The following is a 16,330-nucleotide window of genomic DNA, read 5'->3' on the forward strand; positions in this document are numbered from 1 at the left end:
GGGGGGGCGGCCGCCCCCCCCCCCCCCCCCCCCCCGGGGGGGGGGCCCCCCCCCCCGGCCCCCCCGGGGCCCCCCGGGGGGGGGGGGGCGGGGGGCCCCCCCCCCCCCCCCCGCCGCCCCGTGCCGCTCAGGCCGGCAGGGCGTTCCTCCGGATCACGTCGGTGTACCAGTGGGCGCTCGCCTTGGGGATGCGGCGCTGGGTGGAGTAGTCCACGTAGACGGCGCCGAAGCGCTTGGAGTAGCCGTAGGACCACTCGAAGTTGTCCAGCAGGGACCACAGGAAGTAGCCGCGCACGTCCGCTCCGTCGGCGAGGGCCCGGCGGACGGCGTCCAGGTGCGAGTGGAGGTAGGCGATCCGCTGCGGGTCGTTGACCCGGCCCTCGGGGGAGATGTAGTCGTCGAAGGCGGCGCCGTTCTCCGTGACCATCAGCGGCAGGTGCGGGTGCGACGCGGCCAGGCCGGTCAGCAGCGTGTGCAGGCCGTCGGCGTCGACGGCCCAGTTCATCGCGGTCAGCTCGTCGTTGGCGAGATGGAAGGCGACGTGTTCGGAGCCGGTCCACGGGGAGTGGTCGCTCGCACCGTGGCCGTCGTTCCGGGCGCCGTCGGCGCCGTCGGCGGGCAGGGAGACCACGGTCGGCGAGTAGTAGTTGACGCCGAGCACGTCGATGGGGCGGGAGATCTCCGCCAGGTCGCCGTCCCGCACCAGCCGCCCCCAGTCGACGAGGTGCGCGGTGTCGGCGAGCAGGTCCTCGGGATAGGCGCCGTCCAGGATGGGGCCGGTGAAGACCCGGTTGCCGACCGCGTCGATGCGGCGCGCGGCCTCGGCGTCGCCGGCGCTGTCGGTGAGCGGGCGCACCTGGTGCAGGTTCAGGGTGATGGAGGTCTGTGCGGACGCCGGCAGTGCCGCGCGCAGCGCTCCGATCGCCTGTCCGTGGGCCAGGTTCAGGTGGTGCGCGGCGCGCAGGGTGGCGGTCGCGTCGGTGCGCCCCGGCGCGTGCACACCGGAGCCGTAGCCGAGGAACGCCGAGCACCAGGGTTCGTTGAGGGTGGTCCACACGTCGATGCGGTCACCGAGGGCGCGGGCCATGATGCCGGCGTACTCGGTGAAGCGGTGCGCGGTGTCGCGGTGCGGCCAGCCGCCCGCGTCCTCCAGTTCCTGGGGCAGGTCCCAGTGGTAGAGGGTGGCGACCGGGGTGATGCCCGCCTCGAGGAGTTCGTCGGTGAGCCTGCGGTAGAAGTCCAGGCCGCGCTCCACGGCGGGACCGCGGCCGGTGGGCTGGACGCGGGACCAGGAGACGGAGAAGCGGTACGCCTTCAGGCCGAGGTCCTTCATCAGCGCCACGTCGTCGCGGTACCGGTGGTAGTGGTCGGCGGCGATGTCGCCGGTGTCGCCGTTGCGGACCTTACCGGGGGTGTGGCTGAAGGCGTCCCAGATGGAGGGGGTGCGGCCGTCCTCCGCGGCGGCGCCCTCCACCTGGTAGGCGGCGGTGGCGGCACCCCAGACGAAGCCGGTCGGGAAGGAGGTGTCCGATGCCGGCCGGGTGGTGGTCTCGGGTCGTACGGCGGTCATGGTGAGAACGCTCCCAAAGTGGCGTAGGAAGGGGCGACGGCGGACGGTGGTCCGGCGGCGGAGTGCAGAGGGGTGGCGCGAGGCACGGCGTGCGGGCGGGATGGCGTGGAGATCGGTCGGGCGGGGATGACGCCCGGTCCGGTACGGCCCGCGTGCGGGGCGGCCTTGGGAGGCGGGTCGTACCGGACGGGCCGTACCGGGTGCCCGCGGGTCAGCCCTTGACCGCGCCGGCCATGATGCCGCCGACGATCTGCTTGCCGAAGACGACGAAGACGAGCAGCAGCGGCAGGGTGCTGATCAGCGCTCCGGCCATGACGATGCTCTGGTCGGGGGTGTAGGAGGCGCTGAGCTGGCCGAGGGCCACCTGGATGGTCGGGTCCTCCTGGTTCAGCGCGAGGAAGGGCCAGAAGAAGTCGTTCCACGCCTGGACGAAGGTGAGCATGCCGAGCACCATCATCGCGGGCCGGGCCACGGGCAGGACCACGTTCCACACGATGCGGATGTTGCTCGCCCCGTCGACCTTGGCCGCCTCGATCAGCTCGTACGGCAGGGCCTCCAGCAGGTACTGGCGCATGAAGAAGACACCGAAGGCGCCGACCAGCGTCGGGAAGATCACCGACTCCAGCTTTCCGCCCCATCCGATGTCCGACATCATCATGAACAGCGGGACGACGCTGAGCTGCGGCGGAATGGTCAGGGTGGCGATGACCGCGGTCATCAGCGCCCCACGGCCGCGGAAGCGCATCTTGGCGAAGGCGTAGCCGGCGAGCGTGCAGAAGAAGAGGGTGGCGGCGGTGATGCAGCCGGCCACGATGACGCTGTTGACGATGGCCTTCCCCAGGTGGGCCTGGTCCCAGGCCGCCTGGAGGTTGCTCCACAGCCGGCCGCCCGGCACGAGCGGCGGCGGGCTGTCCAGGACCCGCTGCTGGTCGTGGGAGGCGGCCACCAGCGTCCAGTACAGCGGGAAGATCGAGCCCAGGCCGACGACGATCAGGGCGGCGTAGGTGAACGGGCCGCCCTTGAGCTGCTGTCCGGCGCCGAGCTTGAAACGGCCGCGGCCCTTGTCGGGGGAGGCGGGGAGCGGTGCCGGGCGGAAGTCCGGCGCGGTCTTGGTGGGGCTGGTCGTGGTCATCGATATCGCTCCCGTCAGGCCGCGCTCTTGCGCACGAACCGGCCGACGATCCAGTTGATCAGGGCGATGAGCAGCAGCAGGACGAGCATGGCCCAGGCCACGGCCGCCGCCGGACCCAGGTGCCCCAGCTGCCAGCCGTAGTTGAAGAGGTAGATGCTGAGCGTCTCGTACTGGTGCTCGCTGCCGCCGATGGAGCCGAGCGTGCCGCCCTGCAGCAGCAGCGGCTCACCGAACAGCTGCATGGAACCGATGGTCGAGATGACGATGGTGAACAGGATCGTCGGCCGCAGCGAGGGAATGGTCACCTTGCGGAACTGCTGCCAGCGGGTGGCTCCGTCGATGGAGGCCGCCTCGTACAGGTCGGTGGGCACCGCCTGCATGGCCGCCAGGTAGATCAGGGCGTTGTAGCCGGTCCAGCGCCAGATCACGATGACCGAAATGGCGATCTTGGAGGTCCACTGCCCGTTGCCCCAGTCGGTGTTGCCGGCGCCGAAGAAGTGCAGCACCCAGTTGAGGATGCCGCCGTCGGCACGGAAGACCAGGGCGAAGACGAGGGCCGCGGTGGCCACCGAGGTGGCGTACGGGGTGAGGATCACCGTCCGCCAGAAGGTGCTGGCGCGCAGCTTGTAGTTGAGCAGGTGGGCCAGGCCCAGAGCCACGAGGAGCTGTGGAACGGTGGAGATGACGCCGATGACGAAGGTGTTGACGACGGCCGTCCAGAACTCGGAGTCCTGGAGGATCCTGGCGAAGTTGTCCCAGCCGACCCACTGGGACTGGTCGAGGCCCGTCATCTCCACCCGGTGCAGGGCGATCCAGCCGGTGTAGAGGAGCGGGTAGAGCCCGAAGGCGCCGAAGATGAGGAAGAAGGGGGCGATGTAGGCGTACGGTGACGCCTTGTCGTCGAGACGCCACAGCCGGGTGCGCCACTTGCCGCGTCCGTCGGACGCGGCGCCGGTGCCGCCGGGTGGCGGGGTGTAGGCACCCCGTGCGGGGGTTGTCGTTGCCACGGAGGGAGTCCTTCCCTGGAGGTTTCGGCCGGTTGGGGGCGGAGGCGGGTTCAGGGGCCGGGTCGGTCCCGCCGCCCCCTGCGCGGATCGGTGCGGCGCCGGGCGGCCCGCGCGGCCTGACGTGCGTGTGAGGCGGAGCCCGTCCGCCGGGCCCGCCGGACGGTGCCGCGCGCGGGCGGCGCGGCGTCTTCCGTCTCCCGCGCGGCCCGTGCCGTGGACGCGCTGCCCGCCGGGCGCCGCGGTGCGGACGGCCCTCGCGGACAGGCAGGGGTGCCGGCCGGGCAGCCACCGGGCCCGAGGGGCCGGCAAGGTCCGGCTCCTGGCCGCGCTCGAAGGGGACCGGGACGGCTCCGGCCCGTTCGCCCCGCGCCGCGGCGGTCGGTGGCCGCTCTGGATCCCCGAGCGCCCCGGGATGATCGAAACGCGCCAGACCAGCGAAACGAAGGCACCTGATCGGTGCGGACGGCCGGCGGGCCGCCCGCACCGGGGGCGTCCAGGGCCGAGAGGCCCTAGCCGAGCGCCTTGTCGATCGAGTCGGTCGCGGCCTTCCACGCGTCGGCGGACTTGGTGCCGTGCTGCTCCATGTTGTTGATCTGGGTGGAGATGGTGTCCTTGATGACACCGTCCTTCGGGCCGAGCACCGCCTCGGGGATGGACTTGGCCTCCGCGGCGTAGATCTGGCCGATCGGAGCGTCGCTGAAGTACGGGAGCTTGGCGTTCTTCACGCTGGCCAGCTCGTAGGCGCCCTTGTTGGACGGGAAGACGCCGATCGCCTTGAACACCTCGGCCTGCTGCTCCGGGGCGGTCAGCCACTTGACCAGCTCGGTGGCCTCCTTGACGTGCTTGCCGCCCTTGGGGACGGCCAGGAAGGAGCCGCCCCAGTTGGCCGCGGTGGAACCGGGCGCGCGGGAGATGTCCCACTTGCCCTTGTAGGCGTCACCGGAGTTCGTGGAGATCTGGCCGGCCATCCAGGCGGGGCAGGCCACGGTGGCCACGGTGCCCTTGCGCAGCGCCGCCGTCCAGGCGTCGGTGAACTGGGGCAGGCCGTGGCTCAGCTTCTTGCCGGCGGCCTCGGCGGCCAGGTCCCAGCCCTGCTTCACGGCCTGGCTGTCCTTGTAGACCGGCTTGCCGTCGGCGTCGTAGTACTGCTCGGAGGAGGAGCTGACGACCGCGTTGTACATGGCGGACGCGGAGTCCATGAAGTAGGTGCCGGCGGGCGCCTTCTTCTCGTACTGCTCACCGAGCTTGAGGTAGTCCTCCCAGCCGCCCGCGACGGCCTTGGCAACGGCCTCGCGGTCGGTGGGCAGGCCCGCCTTCTCGAACAGGTCCTTGCGGTAGCACAGGGACATCGGGCCGATGTCGGTGCCGGCGCCGATGACCGTTCCGTCCTTGGCGGTGGCCTGCTTCTCCTTCCAGGACACCCAGTTGTTCACGTCGATCGTCTTGCTGAGGTCGGTGAACTTGCCCGCCTGGGTGTCGACGACCTCCTTGATGCGCCCGACCTCGATACCGGTGACGTCCCCGAGGCCACTGCCCGTGTTCAGCTGCTGAAGGAGCTTCGGGTAGTAGTCCTGCTCGTTGGCGGTGGTCTCTTCCTTCACCATGATGTTCGGGTGCAGCTGGTGGTACTTGGCGAACAGATCGGCTTCCTTGTAGCCGAACTGCCCGAAGTCGGCCACCTCGAGGGTGATGTTCCCGTTGGCATCCGAGCTCGAGTCGTCGTCGTCACTGCTGCAGCCGGTCAGCAGCAGGGCCGAGGCCGTGAGAACCGATGTGGTCAGGGCCGCTGCTCTGCGGCCGTGGCCGCCGCCGGTACGGGTGATGCGCATTCCACTACTCCTTGTTCCAGTGGGGAACGGGACCTCAGGAATCAGACCGCCGGGTCCGACAGTCCGGACCTGCCCTCTTGGTTCGAGCAGCGGCCGGCCCACAGCACGCGACGTGCGGTGAAGAGGTGCTGGTCAACGGTGTGTCAGGCAAGGTAGAGGGGAGGGCCGTCGGTGTTTCGGCTCCACGGGGGAGAGGGCCCCGGTCCCCCCGTGGGACCGCTCCCACGCGGCATGCCGGAAGACTCGTTGTTGCCGGGCCGGGTGTCAAGACTTGAAAACGGCGTTGTTGCGCAAGCGTGTTCCGCGCGTCACGCGAATGTGTCGCGCGACGTGGCGTCACCAGCCGGTCACGCGCGCGTCTCGTGCCGGATTCCGGCAGGTCATGGCCGGGGCGGCCGGACGCGGTGCGCGAACTGCGCGGCTCGGCACGGGGGTTGCGGGATTTCCTGGGCCAGAATGAGGCGGCCCCCCACGGAACGCCGGAAGGTGAACGATGAGCCCTGCCGAACTGCCGCAGCCACACAGGACCGCGGACGTCCGGCACCCGACCCTGAACGCCGTGGCCGCCCGCGCCGGTGTCGGCCGGGGCACGGCCTCCCGGGTGATCAACGGCTCCCCCAAGGTCAGCGACCGCTCCCGGGCGGCCGTCGAGCGGGCGATCGCCGAACTCGGCTACGTACCCAACCGCGCGGCCCGCTCCCTGGCCACCCGCCGCACGGACTCCGTCGCGCTGGTCGTGCCCGATGCCGAGACCCGGCTGTTCTCCGAGCCGTACTTCTCGGAGATCATCCTCGGGGCGTCCGCCGGACTCGCGAACGCCGGGATGCAGTTGCTGCTGGTCCTGGCGCGCGACGAGACGGAGTACGGCCGGCTCGCCACCTATCTGTCCGCTCAGCGGGTGGACGGGGTGCTGATGATGGCGGTCCACGGCGACGACACACTGCCCGACCGGCTGGACGAACTGGCCGTGCCGACCGTGGTGGCCGGGAGGCGCAGCGACCGGGAGCGGCTGGGGCACGTCCGCGCGGACAACCGGGGCGGCGCCCGGATCGCGGTCGAGCACCTGCTGGCGGGCGGCCGCCGGACCATCGGCACCATCACGGGGCCGCTGGACATGGACGCGGCGCAGGGCCGGCTGGACGGCTACCAAGAGGCGCTGCGGGACGCGGGGGCCACCGCCGGCGAGGCCCTGATCGCGCGCGGCGACTTCACGGAGGAGGGCGGCCGGGCGGCCATGCGGGAACTCCTGGACCGGAACCCGGGGCTGGACGCCGTCTTCGCCGCCTCCGACGTGATGGCGTCCGGCGCGATGCTGGAACTGCGCACGGCGGGGCGGCGGGTGCCGCACGACGTCGCCCTCGTCGGCTTCGACGACTCGATCGTGGCCCGGCACGTCGATCCCCCGCTGACCAGCGTCCGCCAGCCGCTGGAGGAGATGGGCCGCACCATGGCGAGCCTCCTGCTGGACGAGATCGCCCAGCGCGGCACCGGCCACCGGGAGGTGGTCCTGCCGACGGAGCTGGTGGTGCGCGAGTCGGCGTAGGGATCTCACCCACCGTCCAGGGTCCGGGACCCCTGTTGACGTGGGAGCGCTCCCATGCATAATGGGGGCCCCTCGACTCGTGGGAGCGATTCCATGTCCGAACCGATGACCGTGTCCTTCCCTCCCGCGTTCCTCTGGGGTGCGGCGACCTCCGCCTACCAGATCGAGGGCGCGGTGCGGGAGGACGGCCGCACCCCCTCGATCTGGGACACCTTCAGCCATGCACCGGGCCGGACGGCGGGCGGCGAGACCGGTGATGTCGCGGTCGACCACTACCACCGGTACCGCGACGACGTGGCGCTGATGGCGGAGCTGGGCCTGACCGCGTACCGCTTCTCCGTCTCCTGGTCGCGGGTGCAGCCGACGGGCCGGGGCCCGGCGGCCCAGCGTGGCCTGGACTTCTACCGCCGTCTGGTGGACGAGCTGCTGGCGCACGGCATCAAGCCGGCCGTCACCCTCTACCACTGGGACCTGCCGCAGGAACTGGAGGACGCGGGCGGCTGGCCGGAGCGGGACACCGCGCTCCGGTTCGCCGAGTACGCGCGGCTCGTCGGCGAGGCGCTCGGCGACCGGGTGGAGCAGTGGACCACTCTCAACGAACCCTGGTGCAGCGCCTTCCTGGGCTACGGCTCCGGGGTGCACGCCCCCGGCCGCACCGACCCGGCGGCCGCCCTGCGCGCGGCCCACCACCTCAACCTGGGGCACGGCCTGGGCGCGGCGGCCCTCCGCTCGGTGCTGCCGGCCCGCCACCGGATCGCGGTCAGCCTCAACTCCTCCGTCGTCCGGCCCCTTTCCCAGGATCCGGCCGACCTTGCGGCGGCCCGCCGGATCGACGACCTGGCCAACGGGATCTTCCACGGCCCGATGCTGCACGGGTGCTACCCCGAGTCGCTCTTCTCGGCGACGGCCCCGGTCACCGACTGGTCCTACGTCCTCGACGGCGACGAGGGCGCGATCAACGCACCACTGGACGCCCTGGGCCTGAACTACTACACCCCGGCTCTGGTCTCGGCGGCCTCCGGCAAGTCCGCGGGCCCGCGCGCGGACGGTCACGGCGGCGGCGACCACTCCCCCTGGCCGGCCGCCGACGACGTGCTGTTCCACCAGACGCCGGGCGCGCGCACGGCGATGGGCTGGACGATCGATCCGACGGGCCTGTACGACCTGCTCATGCGCTACACGCGCGAGGCCCCCGGACTGCCCCTGTACATCACCGAGAACGGCGCGGCCTGCGACGACAAACCCGACCCCGACGGCCGCGTGCACGACCCCGAGCGCATCGCCTACCTGCACGGCCATCTGTCGGAGGCGCGCCGCGCGATCGCCGACGGCGCCGATGTGCGCGGCTACTACCTGTGGTCCCTGATGGACAACTTCGAGTGGGCGTACGGCTACGGCAAGCGGTTCGGCGCGGTGTACGTGGACCGGGCGACGCTGGAGCGGACCCCGAAGTCGAGCGCGCGGTGGTATGCGGAGGCGGCGCGGACGGGAGTGCTGCCGCCGGTGGAGCCGGCTGCCTGACCCAGCCGGAAGGGGGCGCGGCACCCCACCGTGGTGCCGCGCCCCGTCAGTGGGTGCGCCGTCAGTTGAAGGCCCCGAACGCCTTCGAGAAGGCGAACTTGTCCTGGATGACGGAGCTGCAGGTGGCGTCGGCGGTGGGCCTGGTGCCGCCGTCGCACTGCTTGTCACGGGCCGCGGACCACATGGAGAGCGAGCCGAGGCCCTTGGACTTGGCGAAGTTCACCAGCTGGGTGGCGTCGTCGACCTTGAAGACCTCGGAGGAGACGTCGTTGACGCCGATCATCGGGGTGACCGCGACCGCCTTCCAGGCCGCGGAGTCGGACAGCCCCAGCACGCCCTTGACCTGTGCCTGGGTGGCGGTGGCGGCCTGCTCGGCGTAGGTGCCCATGTCACCGCTGTAGGAAGGGCCGTAGTCCATCGCCATGATGTTCACGGTGTTGATCTTCACGCCGTTGGACTTGGCGTCGGACAGGAGGTTCACGCCGTCCTGGGTGAGGCCTTCCGGCATCACCGGGAGGGTGAAGGAGACGTCCAGGCCCGGGTGCTGGGACTGGAGCTTGGCGATGGCCTGGGCGCGGCGGGTGTTGGCGGCCGTGTTGGGCAGCGCGCCGCCCTCCACGTCGAAGTCGACCTTGGTCAGCTTGAAGGCGTCGACGGCCTTGCCGTACGCCGCCGCCAGCGCGTCCGCGGAGGAGCAGGTGGTGGCCAGCTCCGAACCGGAGGCGCCGCCGAAGGAGACCCGGACGTCACCGCCCTTGGCGCGCAACGAGCCGATCTGGGCGGCCACACCGTCGCTGTTCAGGTCCGTGACCCCGCCCCACTTGGGGGTGCAGCCGCCGCCGTCGGTGACGAAGGCGAGGTTGTAGTTCTTCACGCCGGTCGCGTCGGCGGCGCCCACGAGGTCGAAGGCCGGGTAGAGGGAGGTGTCGACGTAGGGGGCGAACCCGGCCGAGGCGGTGGTGCCGCTGCCGGTGCCGCCCGTGGGGGTGGGGGTGGCGCTCTGGGTGGGGGTGGCCGACTTGGTGGGGGTGGCCGACTTGGTGGGGGTCGGCGTCTGGGACTGGGTCTCGGTGGGGCGGCCGCTCGGCTCGGGGGTCGCTCCGTCGTCGGCGGAACACCGCGCGTTGTCGATCCGACAGCCCGCCGGGTCGCCCTTGCCGTTGACCACGAAGCCGACCGTGACCGACTTGCCCTGCGCCAGTCCGTCCGTGTCCCACTGCGGGGGCTTCACGGTGACGTGCTGACCGCTGACGCTCGACTCGCCGTTCCAGAGGGAGGACAGCTTGGCGCCCGCGGGGAGGTCGAACTCCAGCGTCCAGGTCTTCTCGGCCTGGCCGCTGTTGTTGGTGACGACGTACTGCGCGGTGTAGCCCGTGGACCAGTCGCTGGTCTTGGTGTACGCGGCGTTCACGCCGGCCGCGTTGGCGGTGCCGGTGAGCAGGACCGCGCCGCCACCGGCCACCGCCGCGGCCACCAGACCGCCTATCGCCTTGTTCCTGCCACTGATCCTGCGCCGGTGCGTGCTCATGCGCGTGCCTGCCTTCGCTGTTCACGGGGTGTGGTGCGGCAGCACGCTAGCGAGGCGGAAACGGACAAACGGCTTGATGTGGACGGTCGTCGAGGTTCTTAGGCTGCGCTTAAGGAAGGGATCGGGGGCGGTTAAAGGTAGAGACCAATTTGCCCGGTCGTCGCCTCCGTACGGTGCCCCGGTGCCCCCGGCCCACCGGCTTCCGCCCGTCCAGCTGGAACCAGATCCGCACCTCGGTGCCACCCAGGACCGAGGCGCCGATGCGGACGTCACCGCCGGTGGACTCGGCGAGCCGGCGCACGATGTCGAGGCCGAGGCCGGTCGAGCCGGCGTTCCCGGAGCCGCGGCCGCGGGCCATCGCCGCGTCCGGGTCGGGTATGCCGGGGCCCGCGTCGGAGACCAGCACGATCACCGCGTCCTCGCCGTTGTGCAGGTCGACCGCGAAGGCGGTGCCCTCGGCGGTGTGCCGGAAGACGTTGCCGAGCAGGGCGTCGAGCGCGGCGGCCAGGTCGGCGCGGGCCACGGGTATGCGCACCGGGCGGTCGGCTCCGGCCACCCGCCACTTGCGCCCCTCGTCCTCGGCGAGCGCGGACCAGAACTCCATCCGCTCGCGGACCACCGCGGCGGCGTCGCATCCGGTCCCGGGTCCGGCCGCGGCCGTCTGCGGTTTGGCCTCCCGCGCGGTACGGATGATGGTGTCCACCTCGCCCTCCAGCTGGGCGACGGCGGCCCGGGTCTGCTCGGCGGCGGGTCCGGCGCCGAGTGAGGCCGCGTTCAGCCGCAGCACGGTGAGCGGGGTGCGCAGCCGGTGGGAGAGGTCGGCCGCCAGCTCCCGTTCGTTGGCGAGGAGCTGGACCACCTGGTCGGCCATGGAGTTGAACGCGACCGCCGCGAGCCGCAGTTCGGTCGGGCCGTCTTCCGGCACCCGGGCGCCCAGCTTGCCCTCGCCCAGCTCGTGCGCTCCCTCGACCAGCCGCTGGGCCGGCCGCACCATGCGCACCCCGAGCCGGTCGGCGACGGCGACCGAGCCGACGATCAGCGCGAGGCCGACGGCCGCGAGGACCGCCCAGGCCGTGCCGACGCCGTTGGTCATCGCGGACTCCGGGACGTACACCTCGACGACCGCGATGGAACCGGAGCCGAGCGCGACCGGCTGCAGCAGCGTGGAGCCGCCGGCGACGGTGGTCGTGGAGGCGCGGCCCAGCTTGCGCACGGCCTGGATGTCGCGGTCGGCGGCGCGCTGCCGGCCGAGGTCGAGCGCGGACCGGACGCTGTCGGCGGGCAGGTGCACCGCCATCCCGGAGTCGGCACCGGCGGAGGCCACCACCCGTTCGAGCTTGTCCCGGTCGGTGGTGATGGACAGCGCGGGCGCGACCGCGGCGGCCTCCCGCTCGGCGCCCGCGAACGCGCGGTCGCGGGCCATCTCCTCGACGACCAGGCCGAGCGGGACGGCGAAGGCGACCACGACCATCGTGGTGACGGCCAGGCAGACCTTGACCAGGGCCCATCTCATCGCGGTGGCGCCCCTTCCTCCTCCGGGAGCGCGGGCGGCTCCAGCTTCACGCCGACGCCGCGCAGGGTGTGCAGATAGCGCGGCCGGGCCGCGGTCTCCCCCAGCTTGCGGCGCAGCCAGGACAGATGGACGTCGATGGTCTGGTCGTCGCCGTAGGACTGCTGCCAGACCTCGGCGAGGAGTTCCTTGCGCGGGACGACGACGCCGGGGCGGCCCGCCAGGAAGGCCAGCAGGTCGAACTCGCGGCGGGTCAGGTCCAGTCGGGAACCGTTCAGTTCGGCCTGGCGGCGCAGCGGATCGACGGTCAGCCCGCCGACGCGGAGCACGGACGAGGGCGCGGACTCCGCCGCGCCGGAGCGGGCCCGGCGCAGCACGGCAGCGATACGGGCGGAGAGATGCTCGACGGAGAAGGGCTTGGTGAGGTAGTCGTCCGCGCCGGCGTTCAGCAGCCGGACGACCTCCGTCTCGTCGTCCCGGGCGGTGGCGATGATGACGGGCACGTCGGTGATGCCGCGCAGCATCTTCAGGGCCTCGGAGCCGTCCAGGTCGGGCAGTCCGAGGTCCAGGATGACCACGTCGAAACGGAAATGGGCGACCTCGCGCAGCGCCTCCAGTGCCGTACCGACGCTGCGCACGGTGTGCGAGGCGTCGGCCAGATGCCGGATGAGCGCCGAGCGGACGAACTGGTCGTCCTCGACCACGAGCACACTTGCCATGCGCCGCACCGTACGCCATGCGCCGGACCCCGTCCGGGGCCTGTGGACAACTCGGCCCGGGTGCGCACGGCGGTACCCCTGAGGCAGTATGGCCCGCGATGCGCAGAGGACTCGTACACGTACTGGCGTGGCTGCTCGCGACGGGAGCAGCGGCCACGCTGTCGTGGTGGGGTGTGCACACGGTGATGGCGGGGACGGCGTACGACCCGCCGCGCGCCCTGCCGGTCACGGCGGCCGACGCGACGGCACCGGAGGCGAAGTCGGCCTCGGGGACGCCGTCTTCCTCCCCGGCCCCGTCGCGGGAGCGCCCCGCGCCGCCGGCACCCACACCGTCGCGGACCCCGGCGCACGCCCATGCTTCCTCCCCCAGCGCCTCCGCCCCTGCGTCCGGCCAGGTCAAGGCCTACGACACCGACGGCGGCCGGGCGGTGTTCGAGCTGGGCACCTCCAGCGCGACGCTCGTCTCGGCGACCCCGGGGGCCGGCTGGTCGATGCAGCTGTGGAAGACGGAGACATGGATCCGGGTGGAGTTCGGCCGGGGGGCGGACCGGGTGTCGGTGTTCTGCACCTGGCACGACGGGCCACCGCGGGTGGAGGTGGGCACGTACTGACTACAGCGTGCTGATCGTCGGCCTGGACGGCACCGTCAGCAAGGTCGCCCTGTCGGGAGGACCTGGCGGCCCTGTACGAACGCCACCTTCCGCTGCTGGCACGCGGACTGCTCTTCTGACAGGGGCTCAGCGGAACACCGAGGGCGGCGGAGCCGGGGAGGCCACCGCCACCGCGTCCGTCACAGGGAGCGCGCCGCCGGTGAAGTCGGCGAGCTGCCGGCCGTGTTCGACCCGGCCGGAGTGCGGGTCGGAGGCGGCTCGGCGGGTGAGTTCGGCGAGGGGCAGCGGCAGGTCGGACGCGACCAGGACGGCGTTGCCGAAGCGCTTGCCGCGCAGTACGGCCGCGTCGGCGATGAGCGCGAGTTCTCCGAACCGGGCGGCGGCGGTGGCGATCTGGCCGCGGAGGTGGGCGAGCGGCGGGCCGTCGGCGAGATTGGCGGCGTAGACGCCGGACGGCTTCAGGGCGCGGCGGACCTCGTCCAGGAACTCGACGGACGTGAGGTGGGCCGGGGTGCGGGCGCCGCTGAAGACGTCGGCGACGACCAGGTCGGCCCAGCCGTCCGGCACCTTGGCCAGCCCCGCGCGGGCGTCCGCCGACCGTACCCGGATCCGCGCGTTCGGGTCCAACGGCAGCTCCCTGCGCACCAGGTGGACCAGACCGGCGTCCCGTTCGACCACCTGCTGGGTGGACCGGGGCCGGGTCGCGGCGACGTACCGGGCGAGGGTGAAGGCGCCGCCGCCGAGGTGCACGGCGTGCACGGGCTTGCCGGGCGGGGCGAGGAGGTCGATGACATGGCCGATGCGGCGCTGGTACTCGAAGGAGAGGTACGTGGGGTCGTCCAGGTCGACGTGCGACTGCGGCGCCCCGTCGATCAGCAGCGTCCAGGCCCGGCCACGGTCGGGGTCGGGCACGAGCTGCGCGAGCCCGCCGTCGACCGCCTCCTCGACGGCTTCGACGGCGGCCGGCCTGCGCCGCGTGTTCCTGGACCTGCCCATCGGTCCAGTCTCGCAGGTGAGCCGGGCGGGTGTTTCACCGGCGGCTGTCGGCGGCCTCGATCAGCCGGGCGGCCTCCCCCAGGGCCCGGCGCAGCACCACCGGGTCGGTGGCGAGGTCGGCCTCGCCGGGCGGCAGCAGCCAGTCGGAGCCCTTCACCGGCGGCTCGGGGGTCAGCCGCAGCCCGCGGCCGTTCGTCTCGGTGCAGGTGCTGCCCGGTACGTCCCAGCAGGCGGCCGTGCCGGCCGGCACCAGGAAACCGAGGGTGTCGCAGCCGTCGTCGTGCAGGACGGAGCCCACCGCGTCCGCGGCTCCGCGCCGGAGGATGTCGACCGCCTCGAGCCCCTGCCGGGCAGGCACCGTCACAAGGTCGCAGCCGGTGTCGCCCGCCGACGACGAGGGTGCCGACAACGACGACGTACGAGGTTCGTTGCTCTGGCTGGTCTCCATGCCGGCCTCCACCACACAGCCCTGTTGCGGTCCATGGGGTTCAACGTGTGAGCGCGTCAACGGCTACGGCACAAGTGCGCCGCAAAGGATGGCACTTCATGGCAGATCGTGCAGGAGATATCCGTTTTGTAGCCAAACCCTGCGTGGCGGGTCCTTCACAGCAGGTACGTTCATGCCCGCCGGGACCAGGGCGTGACTCGGACAACTCGTCCCGTTTCCGCCCCGGCTCCGGCATGGTTCGACGGTTCGCATGAGAGGACCCGGCCATGGCGTCGTCAACCGTGACCTCGTCACAGCCCGAACGGCCACTCCGGCCGAACCTCGCCTTCCGGCAACTGCGCGGCAGGCGTTCACCGGCCGAGTTCGCGGCGCTCGTACGGCGTGCCGCGCGTGAGATCGGTGAGCGGGTGAGCTGTGACGCGCGCTACGTCGGCCGGGTCGAGGCGGGCGAGATCCGCTGCCCCAACTACGCGTACGAACGGGTGTTCCTGCATATGTTCCCCGGCCGCACGCTCACCGACCTCGGCTTCTCGCCCCGCTCGTCCGTTCGCGGACGCGCGGCGCGCACCGCGGCGGACCCGCCCGAGGCCCCGGGTGTGCTCCCCGCTGGTGGGACGCCGGGGGCTGCCGAGACCGCCGGGACCGATGAGACCAGGGAGGGCTTCGAACCGTATGACACGCAGGACCCGCACGACCGGCACCACCAGTACGACCAGTACCGCCCGGATGACCCGCACGACCCGCACGGGCGGTACGACCCGCACGAGCTGTACGCGAAAGACCACCTGAACCACGAGGAGAGCGACGTGCTGCGTCGCGCATTCATGACCGGCGGAGGCGCCACGGTGGCCGCCGTCACGCTGGGCCCGCTGGGGCTCACCACGGACGCGGTGGCCGCGGTCCGGCCCCCGCGCCGGCCCGGAACCCCCGAGGCGGCCGCCCTGGAGGAGGCCGTCCGCCGTATCCGGCTGCTCGACGACCGGCACGGCGCGGACGGCCTCTACCGGCGCGCGGCAGCCCCGCTGCGGGCGGCCTACGCCTTGCTGGACGCCGGTGCGACCCGGCAGACCACCGTCGACCGGCTGCACGCGGGCGCCGGTGAACTCGCCATCTCCGTCGGCTGGCTGGCCCATGACTCCGGCCGCTTCGACGACGCCCGCTCGCATTACGCGGAGGCGCTGGCCACGGCCCGGATGACCGGCGATCCGGCGCTGGAGGCGCACGCCTTCTGCAACACCGCGTTCCTGGCCCGGGACACCGGCCGCCCCCGGGAAGCGGTCCGGGCCGCGCAGGCCGCCCAACGCGCCGCCCGCCCCCTGGGCTCCGCGCGCCTGATGTCCCTGCTCGCGCTGCGCGAGGCGGGCGGCTGGGCGGGGCTCGCCGACCGCACCGGCTGCGAACAGGCGCTGGTTCGGGCGCAGACCCTCTTCGCGCGCGGCCACTCGGACGCCGATCCCGAGTGGATGAGCTTCTACGGAGAGGCCGAGCTGGAGGGGCTGGAGGCGCAGTGCTGGTCCACGCTGGGCGACTGGCGGCGCGCGTCGCGGCACGCACGCCGTGCGGCCCATCTGCAGGATCCCCACTTCACCCGCAACATCGCGCTCTACACCGCGGAGTTGGCCGACGACCTGGCCCGTGCGGGCCGTCCCGACGAGGCGGCCGAGGCGGGGCTGCGCGTGCTGACGCTGCTGGACGAGGTCCAGTCCTCCCGCATCCAGACGATGCTGGCGGGCACGGCGCGCGTACTGCTGCCGCACCGCCGGGCTACGGGGGTGTCGGACTTCCTGGACCGGCACGCGTCGTTGCCGAGGACCGGGCGGGTGTAGCGGTTCGTCGTCGAGTGCGGGCACACCGTGGCGGGTCACTCGATTCCCCACGCCTTTGAGGAGCCGCGGCCCCCGGAGCGTCGCCCGCCG

The 16,330-nt window shown here is 72.4% G+C and carries 13 protein-coding genes; 4 read left to right on the plus strand and 9 right to left on the minus strand.

Annotated features, from left to right (window positions below):
* Nucleotides 1-127: 127 nt before the first annotated feature.
* The 4 genes from AC07C1_RS18810 to AC07C1_RS18825 form a co-directional block, all read right to left on the minus strand.
* Nucleotides 128-1,570, minus strand: a complete 1,443-nt coding sequence (locus tag AC07C1_RS18810) for a GH1 family beta-glucosidase (protein ID WP_478940294.1) — start codon at nt 1,568-1,570, stop codon at nt 128-130.
* A gap of 211 nt (nt 1,571-1,781) precedes the next feature.
* Entirely contained in the window at nt 1,782-2,702 is a 921-nt protein-coding gene (locus tag AC07C1_RS18815; protein ID WP_478940296.1) for a carbohydrate ABC transporter permease, read from the minus strand.
* Between the two features lie 14 nt (nt 2,703-2,716).
* Complete coding sequence (locus AC07C1_RS18820) at nt 2,717-3,709, minus strand: carbohydrate ABC transporter permease (protein ID WP_478940298.1); 993 nt, start codon at nt 3,707-3,709, stop codon at nt 2,717-2,719.
* A gap of 509 nt (nt 3,710-4,218) precedes the next feature.
* Nucleotides 4,219-5,538: an ABC transporter substrate-binding protein gene (locus tag AC07C1_RS18825; protein WP_478940300.1), complete on the minus strand. Its 1,320-nt coding sequence runs from the start codon at nt 5,536-5,538 to the stop codon at nt 4,219-4,221.
* A 493-nt stretch (nt 5,539-6,031) separates the two neighbouring features.
* Between AC07C1_RS18825 and AC07C1_RS18830 the strand changes: the two genes are divergently transcribed.
* Both AC07C1_RS18830 and AC07C1_RS18835 read left to right on the plus strand, forming a co-directional pair.
* Nucleotides 6,032-7,081, plus strand: a complete 1,050-nt coding sequence (locus AC07C1_RS18830; RefSeq protein WP_478940302.1) for a LacI family DNA-binding transcriptional regulator — start codon at nt 6,032-6,034, stop codon at nt 7,079-7,081.
* A 93-nt stretch (nt 7,082-7,174) separates the two neighbouring features.
* Entirely contained in the window at nt 7,175-8,602 is a 1,428-nt protein-coding gene (locus tag AC07C1_RS18835) for a GH1 family beta-glucosidase (RefSeq protein WP_478940304.1), read from the plus strand.
* Nucleotides 8,603-8,663: 61 nt separating this feature from the next.
* Here the strand turns inward: AC07C1_RS18835 and AC07C1_RS18840 are convergent, their stop codons facing one another.
* The 3 genes from AC07C1_RS18840 to AC07C1_RS18850 all read right to left on the minus strand — a co-directional run bounded on the left by AC07C1_RS18840 (nt 8,664) and on the right by AC07C1_RS18850 (nt 12,359).
* Entirely contained in the window at nt 8,664-10,130 is a 1,467-nt protein-coding gene (locus tag AC07C1_RS18840) for a glycoside hydrolase family 18 protein (RefSeq protein ID WP_478940305.1), read from the minus strand.
* Nucleotides 10,131-10,239: 109 nt separating this feature from the next.
* Nucleotides 10,240-11,643 carry a sensor histidine kinase gene (locus tag AC07C1_RS18845; RefSeq protein ID WP_478940307.1) on the minus strand — a complete coding sequence of 468 codons (1,404 nt, stop codon included), beginning with the start codon at nt 11,641-11,643 and terminating at the stop codon, nt 10,240-10,242.
* On the minus strand, nt 11,640-12,359 hold the full coding sequence (locus tag AC07C1_RS18850) for a response regulator transcription factor (RefSeq protein ID WP_478940308.1): 720 nt from the start codon (nt 12,357-12,359) through the stop codon (nt 11,640-11,642). Before AC07C1_RS18850 ends, AC07C1_RS18845 begins: the two co-directional genes overlap by 4 nt.
* A gap of 98 nt (nt 12,360-12,457) precedes the next feature.
* Between AC07C1_RS18850 and AC07C1_RS18855 the strand changes: the two genes are divergently transcribed.
* On the plus strand, nt 12,458-12,970 hold the full coding sequence (locus AC07C1_RS18855) for a hypothetical protein (RefSeq protein WP_478940310.1): 513 nt from the start codon (nt 12,458-12,460) through the stop codon (nt 12,968-12,970).
* A 126-nt stretch (nt 12,971-13,096) separates the two neighbouring features.
* Here the strand turns inward: AC07C1_RS18855 and AC07C1_RS18860 are convergent, their stop codons facing one another.
* Together AC07C1_RS18860 and AC07C1_RS18865 are read right to left on the minus strand one after the other, a co-directional pair.
* Nucleotides 13,097-13,966 carry a spermidine synthase gene (locus AC07C1_RS18860; RefSeq protein ID WP_478940312.1) on the minus strand — a complete coding sequence of 290 codons (870 nt, stop codon included), beginning with the start codon at nt 13,964-13,966 and terminating at the stop codon, nt 13,097-13,099.
* Nucleotides 13,967-14,000: 34 nt separating this feature from the next.
* Nucleotides 14,001-14,414, minus strand: a complete 414-nt coding sequence (locus AC07C1_RS18865; RefSeq protein WP_478940314.1) for a hypothetical protein — start codon at nt 14,412-14,414, stop codon at nt 14,001-14,003.
* A 266-nt stretch (nt 14,415-14,680) separates the two neighbouring features.
* Between AC07C1_RS18865 and AC07C1_RS18870 the strand changes: the two genes are divergently transcribed.
* On the plus strand, nt 14,681-16,240 hold the full coding sequence (locus tag AC07C1_RS18870) for a hypothetical protein (protein WP_478940315.1): 1,560 nt from the start codon (nt 14,681-14,683) through the stop codon (nt 16,238-16,240).
* Nucleotides 16,241-16,330 lie beyond the last annotated feature (90 nt).

This window comes from Streptomyces sp. NPDC045022 (assembly GCF_056432605.1).

Bases quoted from the DNA above. Each gene is read 5' to 3' on its own strand.
- AC07C1_RS18810 (WP_478940294.1), bottom strand. From the start codon at position 1,570: ATGACCGCCGTACGACCCGAGACCACCACCCGGCCGGCATCGGACACC.
- AC07C1_RS18860 (WP_478940312.1), bottom strand. From the start codon at position 13,966: ATGGGCAGGTCCAGGAACACGCGGCGCAGGCCGGCCGCCGTCGAAGCC.
- AC07C1_RS18825 (WP_478940300.1), bottom strand. From the start codon at position 5,538: ATGCGCATCACCCGTACCGGCGGCGGCCACGGCCGCAGAGCAGCGGCC.
- AC07C1_RS18870 (WP_478940315.1), top strand. From the start codon at position 14,681: ATGGCGTCGTCAACCGTGACCTCGTCACAGCCCGAACGGCCACTCCGG.
- AC07C1_RS18835 (WP_478940304.1), top strand. From the start codon at position 7,175: ATGTCCGAACCGATGACCGTGTCCTTCCCTCCCGCGTTCCTCTGGGGT.
- AC07C1_RS18855 (WP_478940310.1), top strand. From the start codon at position 12,458: ATGCGCAGAGGACTCGTACACGTACTGGCGTGGCTGCTCGCGACGGGA.
- AC07C1_RS18865 (WP_478940314.1), bottom strand. From the start codon at position 14,414: ATGGAGACCAGCCAGAGCAACGAACCTCGTACGTCGTCGTTGTCGGCA.
- AC07C1_RS18845 (WP_478940307.1), bottom strand. From the start codon at position 11,643: ATGAGATGGGCCCTGGTCAAGGTCTGCCTGGCCGTCACCACGATGGTC.
- AC07C1_RS18850 (WP_478940308.1), bottom strand. From the start codon at position 12,359: ATGGCAAGTGTGCTCGTGGTCGAGGACGACCAGTTCGTCCGCTCGGCG.
- AC07C1_RS18840 (WP_478940305.1), bottom strand. From the start codon at position 10,130: ATGAGCACGCACCGGCGCAGGATCAGTGGCAGGAACAAGGCGATAGGC.
- AC07C1_RS18830 (WP_478940302.1), top strand. From the start codon at position 6,032: ATGAGCCCTGCCGAACTGCCGCAGCCACACAGGACCGCGGACGTCCGG.
- AC07C1_RS18815 (WP_478940296.1), bottom strand. From the start codon at position 2,702: ATGACCACGACCAGCCCCACCAAGACCGCGCCGGACTTCCGCCCGGCA.